15 protein-coding genes are annotated in these 11,919 nt (G+C 73.0%); 10 read left to right on the top strand and 5 right to left on the bottom strand.

What is annotated here, in order from left to right:
• Nucleotides 1-61: 61 nt before the first annotated feature.
• The gene (gene bla / locus ACFWRV_RS28675; RefSeq protein ID WP_384338625.1) at nucleotides 62-1,000 is read right to left on the bottom strand and encodes a class A beta-lactamase; all 939 of its coding nucleotides are present in this window, start codon (nucleotides 998-1,000) and stop codon (nucleotides 62-64) included.
• Nucleotides 1,001-1,167: 167 nt separating this feature from the next.
• On the opposite strand from bla, the gene ACFWRV_RS28670 reads away from it, so the two are divergent.
• The 6 genes from ACFWRV_RS28670 to ACFWRV_RS28645 all read left to right on the top strand — a co-directional run bounded on the left by ACFWRV_RS28670 (nucleotide 1,168) and on the right by ACFWRV_RS28645 (nucleotide 6,927).
• Nucleotides 1,168-2,064 (top strand): LysR family transcriptional regulator, encoded by an 897-nt coding sequence (locus ACFWRV_RS28670; protein ID WP_384338624.1) that lies wholly within the window; start codon nucleotides 1,168-1,170, stop codon nucleotides 2,062-2,064.
• Nucleotides 2,061-2,963 (top strand): serine hydrolase, encoded by a 903-nt coding sequence (locus tag ACFWRV_RS28665; protein ID WP_384338623.1) that lies wholly within the window; start codon nucleotides 2,061-2,063, stop codon nucleotides 2,961-2,963. Before ACFWRV_RS28670 ends, ACFWRV_RS28665 begins: the two co-directional genes overlap by 4 nt.
• Before the next feature lie 206 nt (nucleotides 2,964-3,169).
• On the top strand, nucleotides 3,170-4,048 hold the full coding sequence (locus ACFWRV_RS28660; protein ID WP_384338622.1) for a phosphatidylinositol-specific phospholipase C/glycerophosphodiester phosphodiesterase family protein: 879 nt from the start codon (nucleotides 3,170-3,172) through the stop codon (nucleotides 4,046-4,048).
• Nucleotides 4,049-4,165: 117 nt separating this feature from the next.
• A complete protein-coding gene (locus ACFWRV_RS28655; RefSeq protein WP_384338621.1) occupies nucleotides 4,166-4,360 on the top strand; it encodes a hypothetical protein in 195 nt (64 codons plus the stop codon).
• Nucleotides 4,361-4,430: 70 nt separating this feature from the next.
• Complete coding sequence (locus ACFWRV_RS28650; protein WP_384338620.1) at nucleotides 4,431-5,171, top strand: hypothetical protein; 741 nt, start codon at nucleotides 4,431-4,433, stop codon at nucleotides 5,169-5,171.
• Between the two features lie 166 nt (nucleotides 5,172-5,337).
• The gene (locus ACFWRV_RS28645) at nucleotides 5,338-6,927 is read left to right on the top strand and encodes a hypothetical protein (RefSeq protein WP_384338619.1); all 1,590 of its coding nucleotides are present in this window, start codon (nucleotides 5,338-5,340) and stop codon (nucleotides 6,925-6,927) included.
• A gap of 33 nt (nucleotides 6,928-6,960) precedes the next feature.
• Here ACFWRV_RS28645 and ACFWRV_RS28640 read toward each other — a convergent pair whose 3' ends face one another.
• Nucleotides 6,961-7,326 (bottom strand): DUF779 domain-containing protein, encoded by a 366-nt coding sequence (locus ACFWRV_RS28640; RefSeq protein WP_384338618.1) that lies wholly within the window; start codon nucleotides 7,324-7,326, stop codon nucleotides 6,961-6,963.
• Nucleotides 7,327-7,413: 87 nt separating this feature from the next.
• Here ACFWRV_RS28640 and ACFWRV_RS28635 point away from each other — a divergent pair, with 87 nt between their 5' ends.
• Both ACFWRV_RS28635 and ACFWRV_RS28630 read left to right on the top strand, forming a co-directional pair.
• Nucleotides 7,414-7,803: a hypothetical protein gene (locus ACFWRV_RS28635; protein WP_384338617.1), complete on the top strand. Its 390-nt coding sequence runs from the start codon at nucleotides 7,414-7,416 to the stop codon at nucleotides 7,801-7,803.
• Nucleotides 7,804-7,893: 90 nt separating this feature from the next.
• Nucleotides 7,894-8,073, top strand: coding sequence for a hypothetical protein (locus tag ACFWRV_RS28630; protein ID WP_384338616.1), 180 nt, complete (start codon nucleotides 7,894-7,896; stop codon nucleotides 8,071-8,073).
• 103 nt (nucleotides 8,074-8,176) lie between these two features.
• On the opposite strand, the gene ACFWRV_RS28625 is transcribed toward ACFWRV_RS28630, so the two are convergent.
• Both ACFWRV_RS28625 and ACFWRV_RS28620 read right to left on the bottom strand, forming a co-directional pair.
• On the bottom strand, nucleotides 8,177-8,848 hold the full coding sequence (locus tag ACFWRV_RS28625; RefSeq protein WP_384338615.1) for an endonuclease: 672 nt from the start codon (nucleotides 8,846-8,848) through the stop codon (nucleotides 8,177-8,179).
• Nucleotides 8,845-9,027 (bottom strand): DUF6480 family protein, encoded by a 183-nt coding sequence (locus ACFWRV_RS28620; protein WP_384338614.1) that lies wholly within the window; start codon nucleotides 9,025-9,027, stop codon nucleotides 8,845-8,847. The genes ACFWRV_RS28625 and ACFWRV_RS28620 overlap by 4 nt, the downstream gene beginning before the upstream one ends.
• Before the next feature lie 127 nt (nucleotides 9,028-9,154).
• On the opposite strand from ACFWRV_RS28620, the gene ACFWRV_RS28615 reads away from it, so the two are divergent.
• Both ACFWRV_RS28615 and ACFWRV_RS28610 read left to right on the top strand, forming a co-directional pair.
• On the top strand, nucleotides 9,155-10,360 hold the full coding sequence (locus ACFWRV_RS28615) for an aromatic acid exporter family protein (protein ID WP_384338613.1): 1,206 nt from the start codon (nucleotides 9,155-9,157) through the stop codon (nucleotides 10,358-10,360).
• A gap of 111 nt (nucleotides 10,361-10,471) precedes the next feature.
• On the top strand, nucleotides 10,472-10,663 hold the full coding sequence (locus tag ACFWRV_RS28610; protein ID WP_384338612.1) for a DUF6381 family protein: 192 nt from the start codon (nucleotides 10,472-10,474) through the stop codon (nucleotides 10,661-10,663).
• Between the two features lie 137 nt (nucleotides 10,664-10,800).
• On the opposite strand, the gene ACFWRV_RS28605 is transcribed toward ACFWRV_RS28610, so the two are convergent.
• Complete coding sequence (locus ACFWRV_RS28605; protein ID WP_384338641.1) at nucleotides 10,801-11,808, bottom strand: PHP domain-containing protein; 1,008 nt, start codon at nucleotides 11,806-11,808, stop codon at nucleotides 10,801-10,803.
• Nucleotides 11,809-11,919: the final 111 nt, after the last annotated feature.

Genomic DNA, 11,919 nt, shown 5'->3' with positions numbered 1-11,919 from the left:
GGACCGGCCGGTGGCCACCGCCGGGGGCGGGGGCGCGTCCGGCCGTCCGGTACCCGGACCGTCAGGGGGACAGCGAGTCGACGACCACGGAGGCCGCTTCGGCGATCAGCCTGTCGTCCGGCTCGGCGTCCTTCGTGGCGCGGTGCGACAGGACGGCGATCACGATGGGGGCGGAGTCCGGCGGCCACACCACGGCGATGTCGTTGCGGGCCCCGTAGTAGCTCCCGGTTCCGGTCTTGTCGCCCACGACCCAGTTCTTGGGGACACCCGCCTTGATCACCGCGTCCCCGGTGGTGTTGGTCCGCAGCCACTTCGTCAGCTGCGCCCGCTCGGGCGCGGGCAGGGCCTTGCCCAGGACGAACGCCCGCAGGTCCTGGGCCAGCGCCCGAGGCGTGGACGTGTCCCTCTTCTCCCCGGGCACCCAGCGGCTCAGTTCCGGCTCCTCTCGGTCCATCCGCGTGACGTCGTCGCCCAGCTTCTCCAGCGCGGCGTCCAGGCCCCCGGGCCCGCCGACGTGGTCGAAGAGGAGGTTCGCCGCGGTGTTGTCGCTGTAGCGCACGGAGGCGTCGCACAGCTCCTTGAGCGTCATGCCGGTGTCCACGTGCTTCTCCGTCACCGGAGAGTTGGCGACCAGGTCCTCGCGGGTGTAGGTCACCCGCTTGTCGAGGCCGTCCATGGAGTAGGTGCTCAGGACGACCCCGGCCTGGAGCGCCTTGAAGGTCGAGTTGTAGGCGAACCGGGCCCGGTCGTTGTGGGTCACCTCGCGTCCGGTGCCGGTGTCGATCGCGTACACGCCCAGCCGGGCGTCGAATTTCCGCTCCAGCTTCTTGAAGTCGCCGGTGTACGGCTTCGCGGCGGCAGCGGAGGCCGACGTCGTGGCGACGGGCTTGGCGGACGTGGGCGGCGTGCCGGAGTCGCTCTGCCCGCAGGCCACCAGAGGTACGAGGGACAGTGCGGCGACCACACCGGCGACGGCGGTCCTGACGCGGGGGTGATGCATGGGCGAAACCTCCTGGCGCTCCGGTCCGGAGCGCATCGGGGACGGGGCCCCACGGATCCGTCCCGGTACCTGGTCGTGCGTGCCGAAGTCACCTTCGTCCCCTGTCGGCCATGCGGTCCAATACGTTCACGCGCGTTTCCATGCCGAAATCGCATAGGCTCCGGCGCGTGGATCTGGTCGGAGCATGTCGGGCGTTCGTCAGCGTCAGCGAGTACGGCGGCTTCACCGACGGGGCGGCCGCCGCGGGGATGTCCCAGTCGGTGGCGAGCCGCCGGGTCGCGGCACTGGAGGAGCGCTTCGGCGAGCAGCTGTTCGAGCGCACCTCCCGGCGGGCGGTGCTCACCCCCTTTGGGCGCGACATGCTGTCCTCCGCCAGGCAGCTCGTCCAGGCCGCCGACGTCCTGCTGGACGAGGCCGAAGCCGTCAAGCACAAGCCCTGGCGGCTGGCCGTCCCCGACACCTGCTCCGGCTCCGCCTTGGCGCGCCTGGTCGCCGAGGCACGGGGGCACGGCGTCCGGCTCGACCTCCGGACCGCCGGGCCGGCGCGGCGCAGGGAACTCCTCCACGCACACCAGGTGCGCGCCGCCCTGCTCGCCGTGCCTGCGGGGGAGGCGCCCTGGTCCGTGCCGCTGGGGCTGGCCGGGGCGCGGGACAGCGGGGTGCGACGGATCTACGTCGAGACCCTGCGGCTCGGCCGGGCCTCGTCCGGCCCGGCCCGCCGCGTCTGGATCCAGCCGGAGGACGACGTGCCGCACATCCGCGACCCGCTGACCCGGCTGCGGGACGCGGCGGGCCTGCGGCCCGCGCAGGTGCTCGCCGCGCCCGATCTGACGGCCGCCGCCGCCGAAGTCCTCTGCTCCGAAGACCTGTTGCTGTGCTCCCGGGCCCAGGCGGCGGAACTCGCCCTGGCCTGGCACCCCATCGGTGAGATGGAGCTGCGCCGGGGCTACGCTCTCACGGTCGTGGCGGACGGCAACCCCCTGCCCATGGAAGCGCGCCTGGGCGAGGCCATAGCCCGCTGCCTGGGCGACCCGGCCGGTACCGACGGAGGGAGGGCGGCATGAACACCGAGACGTTGCTGCGGGACGTGCGCGCCCGGCTGCACGACGGCGGCCTGCGCGCGTGCCTGCTGGTGCGGGACCTGGGCACGGGGGAGGAGCTCGGCATCGAGCCGGACACCGAGCTGCCGTCGGCCTCCCTGGTCAAGGTTCCGCTCGCGCTCGCCACGCTCGAACGCATCCGCCGCGGTGAGCTGGACGGCGCGACCCCGCTGGACGTGGCGCCCGGTCGCGTCTCCACGCCGGGCCCGACCGGCCTCAGCCGCTTCCGGCACCCCGCCCGGATCGCCGTCGACGACCTGCTCTACCTCAGCACCTGCCTGAGCGACGGGACGGCCGCCGACGCGCTGTTCTCCCTCACCCCGCCCGGCCTGGTCGCCGACCTCCTCCGGGAGGCCGACCTGCGCGGCATCACGGTCCGGCACCGCACGGAGGAGCTGTTCGACACGCCCGTCGAGCGGTTCGACGCCGACCAGGTGCACCTCGCCCACGCGCTGGCCATCGACGCGGGCACCAGCGGCCGCGGCCACCGGGTGCCGCAGCTCGACACGACCCGCGCCAACACCGGCAGCGCACGCTCCTTCGTCGACCTCCTCCACGCCGTGTGGACCCCGTCGAAGATCCACCCGGAGGTGGCCGAGCGGCTGCGCGACCTCCTGGCGCACAACGTGCTGCGCCATCGGCTGGCCCCGGACTTCAGCTCCGACGCGAGCCGATGGTCCTCCAAGACGGGCACCCTGCTCAATCTGCGGCATGAGGTCGGCGTCGTGGAGCATGCCGACGGACAGACCTTCGCCATCGCCGTCCTGACCGAGTCGCTGGTCCCGGCGGGCACCCAGCCGGGCGTCGACGCCCTGATGGCCGAGGCCGCCCGGAGCCTGCGCGATCACCTTCGGCAGTTCTAGGGCCTTTCGTTCGGATCAGGCCGGGCTCGCGGGGTCGATCCAAACGAAAGGCCCTCGGAGTCCGCTCCCCGTCGGGTCCGACCGGCCACCCGCCCCCGAGGTGGCCGAGGCGTGAAACATCGCCGAACAACTGTCAGGTACCTGACGGAAACGGCCGCCGCGCCCCCATACTCGTCGCGACCCCGTCCGCCGCTCAGGGAGTCCCCATGGCCCACCCCACCCGCCGCCGCGTGCTCACCGTCGCCCTCGCCACCGCCGCCGCGGGCGTCGCCGTCCCCACCGCGACGGCGGTCGCCGCACCCGCCCGGCCGCGCGGCCCGCGTCCGTTACGCCATGCCCACGCGCACAACGACTACCTCCACCCGCGCCCCCTGCACGACGCGCTCGCCCGCGGGTTCACCAGCGTCGAGGCGGACATCTTCCTCGTCGAGGGCGAACTGCTCGTCGCCCACGAGCCCGCCACCCTCGACCCCACCCGCACCCTCGCCTCGCTCTACCTCGACCCGCTCGCCGCCCTCGTCCGCGCGGGCCACGGCAGCGTCCACCCCCACCACCGGGCCCCACTGCAGCTCCTCATCGACATCAAGGCCGACGGCGTCGCCGCCTACGGCGAACTGGACCGGCAACTGCGCCGGCACCACCGCATGCTCACCCGCTACCAGCACGGCCGCGTCGTCCCCAAAGCCGTCACCGCCGTCATCTCGGGCGACCGCGCCGCCCGGGCCCCCATGGAGGCCCAGCGCACCCGCCTCGCCTTCTACGACGGCCGCCTCGACGACCTGGGCGCCGGGGCCCCGGCCTCCTTCGCCCCGCTCGTCAGCGCCAACTGGACCCAGACCTTCGGCTGGCTCGGCGCGGGTCCCTTCCTCCCGTCCGAGCGCGACCGGCTCCGCGCCCTGGTCGCCGCCGCCCACCGCGAAGGCCGCCGCATCCGCTTCTGGGCCACACCGGACCGGCCGGGCCCCGAACGCGAGGCCGTCTGGTCCGAACTGCTCGCCGCCGGGGTCGACCACCTCAACACCGACGATCTGGCGGGGCTCGAGAACTTCCTCCGCGCCCGGCGGGACACCGCTTCGACCCCGTAACGCGCGACCTGTCGGAAGTACCCGTTCGGCGGACACGCCAGTGCGCCGAACGGCCCCTCCGCTGCGCCACACTGGCGGCCGAAAGCCGCAAATCAGGCGCGGCGGAGGAGGTTGGTCATGGCCATTTCGATCTCACTGGTGCTGCTCCTGGTGATCCTCGCGGTGATCTTTCTGCGCAACGGCGGCCTGAAGATCTCGCACGCGCTGGTCTGCGCCCTGCTGGGCTTCTTCCTGGCCGGTACGAGCATGGCGCCGACCATCCACGACGGCGTCGGGGCCACCGCCGACCTGGTCAGCAGCCTGCACCCCTGACGGCTCCCGCCGCCGGCCCCGTACGAGGGGACCGTCCGCACCCGCACCGGGCATCCCGCACAATGGGCAGATGTCTTTTCCGCCCTCCGGCCGGCACTCGGGCGCCGCCCACCACGAGTACTGCAACACCGGCCTGTGCTGCCGGTGCCAGATGCGGACCTGGACCACGAAGGCGGGCAACGAGCGGCTCTGCGGGCCGTGCGCCGCCTGCTGCCACGAGTGCGGCCGGGCGCCGGCGCCCCATCTGGACGGGCTCGACGGCGGGCTGTGCGCCGAGTGCCGCGGACTGTGCGGCCGCTGCCACGCCCCGAAGCGCCCCGACGGATCCTGCGCCTGCGACCGCTGGCGGGAGAACGCCCGGAGCAACCCCCGCGGCTATGTCCTCCAGGCCCTGCCGCCCCAGCTCCTCCAGGCCCTCGGCGGCCGGGTGCCCAGCACCGTCCACGACCTCATCCACCAGGAGATCGCCGTCCGCAGCGCGGCCCAGCTCCGCGAGCGCATCGAACGGCGCTGGAACCTGCGCTGGGCCCACGCGCTGGGCGAGCTGGACGAGGACGGCCGTCGCCGGTGGAGCGCCCAGGACATCGCCGAGCAGCTCCTGCGGCCGGGCTCCTGCACCGACGCGCAGTGCGAGGACGGCTACCTCCTCACCACCGACGCCCCCTGCGCCCACTGCCGGCAGCCGCTGCACCGCTTCGTCACCTCGGTCGCCGACCACACGGCGACCACGGAGCACGCACGCTCCACGGCGGCCGGCATCCGCCGGGCGATGCAGGAGAACCGCTCCCGCCCGAAGCATCCGCCGCGCTGAGCGGAACCCGTCCGGCCGCGGCGTGTTGCGGCACATGGCGGTGCGCGGCGCGGTGTTGCGGCAGTATGTCGGGCCCGCGAAACCCTCCTCGTTTCCATGGACACTTCACGGCGCTCCTCCTAACGTCGGGCGGCGGCGCGACCCCCGTCCGCAACCGAGGAGCCCGATGCCCCCGCCGTACCGCAGAGCGCTCGCCCGTGCCCTGGCCCTGACGCTCGCCGTCGCCACCCTCACCCTCGCCGGGCCCACGTCCCCCGCCCAGGCCGACGACATCCCCAAGGCTCCCGGCCACCGCCTGGTCAAGGGGTACGAAGGCGCTCCCGCCACCGCGTCCCCGGTCCCCGGGCAGGCGCCCCCGCAACACCCCTACCTCGCCCCCAACGGGCGCAGCGGCATGCACGCGGACGCCGCGGGCAGCGGCACCCACCCCTACTCCGGGCCGCTCGGCCGGAGCCCCGAGGTGACCAGCGAGAAGATCGCGCCGGTCGGCGGCGAGTGCGCCACGGCGACCTTCGACGCGGCCGGCCGGCTGATCACGGTCTGCGGGACGTTCACCGGCTTCCTGCTCAAACTGCTCGACCCGCGCACCCTCGACACGCTCGCCGAGTACAAGCTGCCGCAGCGGTCCTCCACCGTCGAGGCGATCACCCGCCTCGACTTCTCCAAGATCTTCAAGGACACCTCGGGCGGCGCCTACTTCTACCTGGACGACCAGGACCGGGTCGTCCTCGCCGACTCCCGCCAGCACGTCCTGCGCATCGCCCACCGGCAGGACGCGGACGGCCGCTGGGAGTTCGTCGTCGAGGACGACTGGGACCTCACCGGTCATGTCCCGCACGACTGCGTGTCCTGGACCAACCTCTTCCCCAGCGGCACCTGCGACCCGGTGACCTCGGTGATGCCGGACTGGCAGGGCCGGATCTGGTGGGTCACCCGGCTCGGCCGGGTCGGCACGGTCGACCCGGACACCTCGGCCATCCGGTCCGTCCGGCTCGGCGGCGAGGAGATCCAGAACTCGTTCTCCGTGGACCGGGACGCGGTCTCCATCGTCTCCGACCACGCCCTCTACAGCTTCACGGCCGAGGCGGACGGCACCCCGCTCGTCCAGTGGCGGCAGACGTACGACCGGGGCACCGGCACCAAACCCGGCTCGGTCAACCAGGGCTCCGGCACCACCCCCGACCTGTTCGGCACCGACCAGGAGTACGTCGCGATCACCGACAACGCGGACGACCGGATGAACGTCCTCGTCTTCCGTCGCGGCGCGGACGTCCCCGCCGACCGCCGCCTGGTCTGCTCGGTCCCGGTCTTCGGCCACGGCCGCTCCACCACCGACAACTCCCTGATCAGCTGGGGCGACAGCCTCGTCGTCGAGAACAACTACGGCTACGAGAACCCCACGTCCCTGCTGCTCGGCCGCAGCGTCGTCGGCGGTGCCACCCGCATCGACGTGCGCCCCGACGGCAGCGGCTGCGACACCGTCTGGGAGAGCGCCGTCCGCTCACCCTCCACCGTGCCCAAGCTGTCCACGGCCAACGGACTCCTCTACTTCTACGAGAAGGAGCCCAACGCCCTGGGCATCGACGCCTGGTATCTGACCGCCGTCGACTTCCGTACCGGCGAACGCCGCTGGCGCACCCTCACCGGCACCGGACCCGCCTACGACAACAACTGGGCGCCCATCACCATCGGCCCCGACGGCACCGTGTACGCCGGCGTCTTCAACGGCATCGTCGCGGTGCGCGACACCGCCTGACGGGCGATACCGCCCGAAGGCCCGTGCGCTTCCTCATCCGTCCACCAGACGCGAACGGATGAGGAAGCGCACCCCTTCCGGAGCCTCCAGCGAGAATCCGCTGCCCCGGCCCTCCACCACGTCCACGATCAGCCGGGTGTGGGCCCACACCGCGTACTGGCTCCGCGACATCCAGAACGGCACGCTTTCGGACATTCCTTCGACGACGAGGTCCGCCAGCAGCACATCGGCGTCCCCGGTACGGAACTCACCGGCCGGATAGCACATCGGCGCGCTGCCGTCGCAGCAGCCGCCCGACTGATGGAACATCAACGGGCCGTGGTCCGCCCGCAGCCGCCGCAGCAGACCGGCCGCGGCGGGCGTCAGCCCGACGGTGGGCGATTTCGGGTCACACTCCATGGACCTGCCCCTTTCCGGCCGCGGCAACGCTGCGACAACCGGGCGCAAGTCAACTCGACCGGACGTTGCGACCGGGTTGCACGCCCTATGCTCGCGCCCATGGAGCAACGGGAAGTCGTGAAGCGCGTGATCGGGATCCTCACGGAGGCGCGCGAAATGCAGCGCCTGCTGGAGGCGGACCTCGAACGGGAAGACCTGGACGCGGGAGCGGGCGCCGTCACCGCCCTGCTGAACGAGACGATGCCCCACATCGCCATCCCCGACGACTTCTCCGTCGAGGAGGTGGTCACCGTCGTCGGGCGCGAGGTCGGCGGTGCGGTCGAACAGCTCGTGAGCGCCTTCACCCTCGCGTTCACGATGCTGGCCCAGGTCCATGACTCCGGGCAGACCGACGTGTCGTCGGCCGACGTCCTCCAGGACCTCGCGCTGCGGGTCGAGGGCGGCGGAACGGACGAGGACGAGGATCCACTGTCGTAACCTTCTGCCCGGCGGCCCCTGCGTTCTGCCGCGCGGGTATGCATAGTGGAGGGGACAAGCGCGTATCTCCCTCGCGGCATGGAGGCAGCTGTGGGAAAGAGCACCGACATAGCCCGCGCCAAGGCGCGGAGGCTCAAAGGCATGATCAAGGAATCGGACGGCATCGCCCTCGAGGACGAGCGGCTGAAGGCCGAGGGCAGGAAGGAACAGGCCGAGGCCCGCCGCGAGGAGGCCCTGGCCCGCGCAGCGCGGGGTGCCTCCCACCACTGAGAGAAGCGAGGCGCCCGTGCCGTCGCACACGGCGCGGGCGCCTTCGCGAGGCCGCACCTCGTCGCCAGCCGTCTCGGGGCCCGCGCACGGCGTCTCGCGGGGTTCACTGTCGCGCCCGGGCCGCCCTGCGGACCGTCTCGACGATCTCCCGGTCGAGGGCCGCTCTGACCAGTGCCGCGGCCAACGCGGCCCGGTCCCGGCCGCGCGCCACCTCGGACAGCCCGCCGGGGGAGGTGGGCAGGCCGAGGCGCTCGGCGCCCTGGAGGCCCTTCGCACCGACCCAGAACCCGGTCTCCGGCCAGAGATCCTGCACCTCGCGTACGAAGATGTCGGCCCCGGCGGGTCCGATTCCCCGGACCCGCCGGAGCCCCGCCCGCAACGCCTCTCTGTCGCCGTCCGCCTCCGCGCGCAGTCTGCGCAGGTCCCCCTTCCAGACGTCGAGGACGAGGCCGGCTCCCTCCCCGAGCTGGGTGGCGGTCCGCTCGTCGTAGCGGCGGTAGCCGCCCTCGCCCAACGCGTCCACGCGCTGCTGCCAGGTCGCGTCCGCCATCCGGCGCGGAGTACGCAGGCCGTGCGCGGACAACGCCCGGGCGGCGGCCACCGCTATCGAGGCGCGGATCCGGGCGCTCAGCAGATGGCTCAGCACCAGCAGCTGGTAGAGCGGCTGTGGAGTGTCGCGCAGCCGGATGCCCGCCTCCGCCGCATACGTGCGCCCGTACCCCTCCAGCAGCGCGTCGGTGATCCGGCGCGCCGACGCGGACACCCCGCCGCTCATCCGTAGCCGAAGATCCGGGCGAGGAAGAATCCGGCGACCAAAAGCGCTCCCAGCACGATCAGGGCGGTCCAGAGGCCAGGGTGTTCCCAGAGCCCTCCGTCCGCGCGTTCCTCATGGGCCTCGCCGATGGACCCCTCGGCCGGCGGTGTCTCTTCTGGGGGATTCCTTGGAACAGCCATGTCTCCAGGGTCCCCCCGACCGCGCCCGCGCGCACGCTGTCCCGGTTCGGCCCCGGGCGCAGGGCCGTACGGCGGAGCCCGGCCCGGGGGAGCGCTGCGGCGGGTGAAATCGGGGCACCGTCAAGGAATGCGCCGAGTCTCCGCCCCCGTCGTCAAGCTCGTGCAGCGCACCACCGAACCTGCCGGGGTGCAGACGCTGCGTTCGACGGCGGCCGCCGTCATCGCCTACTCCGTGGCCGTCTGGTTCCTGCCCGAACCGGCCCCGCTGACCGCACCCCTCACCGCTCTCCTGGTCGTCCAGGTGACCCTCTACGCGACCCTCACCACCGGCATCCGCAGGGTGAACTCGGTCGTCGTCGGCGTCCTCATCGCCATCGGCTTCAGCTCCCTGGTGGGACTCAGCTGGTGGAGCCTCGGCCTCACCATCTTCACCTCGCTGATAATCGGGCGGCTGGTGCGGGTCAACGAGTTCGTACCCGAGGTGGCGATCAGCGCGATGCTGGTCCTCGGCGTCTCCCAGGTCGCCGACACCGCCTGGGACCGGGTGTGGGAGACACTGATCGGCGCGGTCGTCGGGCTCCTGTTCAACCTGCTCCTCGCCCCGCCCGTCTGGGTCGCCTCAGCCGGCTCCTCCATCGAGTCGCTGGCCGCCCGGATGGGCACGATGCTGCGCAGCATGGGCGAGGAGGTCACGGGGAACAACCCGGTGTCCCGGGCCGCCGCCCGTCTCCACGAGGCCCGCAAGCTCGACCACGACATCGTCGAGGTCGACGCCTCCCTGCGACAGGCGGAGGAAAGTCTCACCCTCAACCCCAGGGTGAGACAGGGGCTGCTCCACCGGGTCGTCCTGCGCACCGGGCTCGACACGCTGGAGATCTGCGCCGTCGTCCTGCGCGTCCTGTCCCGCACCCTCACCGACCTGGCGAAGGCCCGGACCGAGGAATCCCTGTTCCCGGCCGATGTGGCGGAACTGCTCCAGGAACTCCTCGGCCACCTCGCCGAGGCGATCGAGAGCTTCGCCGTCCTGGTCACGACCCAGCTCGCCGCCGACGCGGAGGCGGCGGAGGACAGCCTCGCCGAGGCGCTCGCCCGCAGCCGCACCACCCGCGACCGGGTGGCCGACCTGCTGCTGGAGGACGTCCAGGAGCACCCGCGGCAGTGGCAGCTGCACGGCGCTCTGCTCGCCGAGATCGACCGGGTGCTGGCCGAACTCGACATCGAGGAACGCACCAACCGGCTCGGCGAGGAGCTGAACCGCCGCGCGGCCGAGGCGCACGCGCGTCACCCCCGGCTGCGCGCGCTCCTGCGGCGGCTGGGCCGACAGGCCGCGTGAGCGCCCCCACCCGAGCGGCACCCCGATTCACGCGTTCCGACCCCGACCGCGCGGGATGCGGAAGAGGCCGGTCGCTGGTTTTCTGGAGGTCCCTGCGTCCAAGGAGTGGTGATGAGCGGTTCGGACGAACCCGCCGACCTGGCTCGGCAGATGCGTGAGAAGGCCCAGCAGCTCGCCGAGGCCGCGGAGCGCGCGAGCGACCCGCACGAGCGCGAGCGGCTGGAGAAGAAGTCCCGGACGATCCGGGACCGGAGCGAGCAGCAGAGCGCCATGGAAGCCGGCGACATCTATCCCCAGAAGTAGTCCCGCCGACGCCCGCCTACCCGTGCGCCCGCCCGTTCCCGGAGGACATGCGGAACCTCCGGGGGCGGGCGGGCGCGCGTGGTGCCGTGTCAGAGGGGAGGGCGCCGGAGGGCAGGACTGGGCCGGGGAGGCCGGGGTCAGCCGGCCCACTCCAGGAGTCGTTCCGCGCTCCAGGTCGTCACCACCCGGTCCGCCGGCACCTCGCACTCCTCGGCGCGGGCGCACCCCGACCGCTGCCAGTCCAGCTGGCCCGGGGCGTGCGCGTCCGTGTCGATCGCGAACAGCGCCCCCGCCGCGACGGCCGCGCGCAGCAGCCGCCGGGGCGGATCCTGCCGCTCCGGACGGCAGTTGATCTCCACCGCCGTCCCGGCCTCGGCACAGGCCGCGAAGACCCGGTCCGCGTCGAACCGCGACTCCGGCCGGCCGCGCCCGGCCAGCAGGCGTCCCGTGCAGTGGCCGAGCACATCGGCCCGTGGATGGCGCACCGCCGCTTCCAGCCGACGTGTCATCGGGGCCGGGTCCATCCGCAGCTGGGAGTGGACGGAGACGACCACCAGGTCGAGCTGCTCCAGCAGCTCGTCCTCCTGGTCGAGCGAGCCGTCCGGGAGGATGTCGCACTCGATCCCCGTCAGCAGTCGGAACGGGGCCCACTCCTCGTTGAGCCGTTCCACCACCGCGAGCTGCTCCCGCAGCCGTTCCGGCGACAGCCCGCGCGCCACTGTCAGCCGGGGCGAGTGGTCGGTCAGGACGGCCCACGCGTGCCCCAGCTCCGCGGCGGTCCGGCCCATCTCCTCGATCGGGCTGCCCCCGTCCGACCAGTCCGAGTGGAGATGGCAATCGCCCATCAGCCGCGCGAAGAGGTCCTGGCCCCCCTCGGGGGCCGGCTCCGCAGCGGCTTCCCCCTCCAGCCGGTCCAGATACCCGGGCGTCTTTCCGGCCAGAGCCTCACGGATCACCTCGGCTGTACGCGGACCGATGCCGGGGACGCGCTCCAAGGATTGAGCGGCCACCCGCTCGGCCGCCTCCCCGGGGGCCATGGCGTCCACCGCCGCGGCGGCCGTACGGAAGGCCTTCACCCGGTACGTGGCGGCCTGCGAGCGTTCCAGCAGGAACGCGATCCGCCGCAGGGCGGTGACGGGATCCATCTCCACCTCCACCTGGAGCGTCTGCGGCCGGTACCGGTCCGCCGGGCTCGCCGCCCGCCCCACCAGCATGAGCGCACCCGGCCCCGCCCGCCTGCGCGCCCCGGCCACCGT

The sequence above is a fragment of the Streptomyces sp. NPDC058576 genome (genome assembly GCF_042718715.1).
Lineage (GTDB): Bacteria > Actinomycetota > Actinomycetes > Streptomycetales > Streptomycetaceae > Streptomyces.
The sequence above is the reverse complement of the archived record's forward strand: the minus strand, read 5'-3'. Positions and strand labels throughout refer to the sequence as shown.

Excerpts from the sequence above, each read along its gene's own strand:
- ACFWRV_RS28645 (WP_384338619.1), top strand. The coding sequence starts at position 5,338 with ATGCCCCCGCCGTACCGCAGAGCGCTCGCCCGTGCCCTGGCCCTGACG.
- ACFWRV_RS28640 (WP_384338618.1), bottom strand. The coding sequence starts at position 7,326 with ATGGAGTGTGACCCGAAATCGCCCACCGTCGGGCTGACGCCCGCCGCG.
- ACFWRV_RS28665 (WP_384338623.1), top strand. The coding sequence starts at position 2,061 with ATGAACACCGAGACGTTGCTGCGGGACGTGCGCGCCCGGCTGCACGAC.
- ACFWRV_RS28660 (WP_384338622.1), top strand. The coding sequence starts at position 3,170 with ATGGCCCACCCCACCCGCCGCCGCGTGCTCACCGTCGCCCTCGCCACC.
- ACFWRV_RS28610 (WP_384338612.1), top strand. The coding sequence starts at position 10,472 with ATGAGCGGTTCGGACGAACCCGCCGACCTGGCTCGGCAGATGCGTGAG.
- ACFWRV_RS28625 (WP_384338615.1), bottom strand. The coding sequence starts at position 8,848 with ATGAGCGGCGGGGTGTCCGCGTCGGCGCGCCGGATCACCGACGCGCTG.
- ACFWRV_RS28615 (WP_384338613.1), top strand. The coding sequence starts at position 9,155 with ATGCGCCGAGTCTCCGCCCCCGTCGTCAAGCTCGTGCAGCGCACCACC.
- ACFWRV_RS28655 (WP_384338621.1), top strand. The coding sequence starts at position 4,166 with ATGGCCATTTCGATCTCACTGGTGCTGCTCCTGGTGATCCTCGCGGTG.
- ACFWRV_RS28620 (WP_384338614.1), bottom strand. The coding sequence starts at position 9,027 with ATGGCTGTTCCAAGGAATCCCCCAGAAGAGACACCGCCGGCCGAGGGG.
- bla (WP_384338625.1), bottom strand. The coding sequence starts at position 1,000 with ATGCATCACCCCCGCGTCAGGACCGCCGTCGCCGGTGTGGTCGCCGCA.
- ACFWRV_RS28650 (WP_384338620.1), top strand. The coding sequence starts at position 4,431 with ATGTCTTTTCCGCCCTCCGGCCGGCACTCGGGCGCCGCCCACCACGAG.
- ACFWRV_RS28605 (WP_384338641.1), bottom strand. The coding sequence starts at position 11,808 with ATGGATCCCGTCACCGCCCTGCGGCGGATCGCGTTCCTGCTGGAACGC.
- ACFWRV_RS28635 (WP_384338617.1), top strand. The coding sequence starts at position 7,414 with ATGCTCGCGCCCATGGAGCAACGGGAAGTCGTGAAGCGCGTGATCGGG.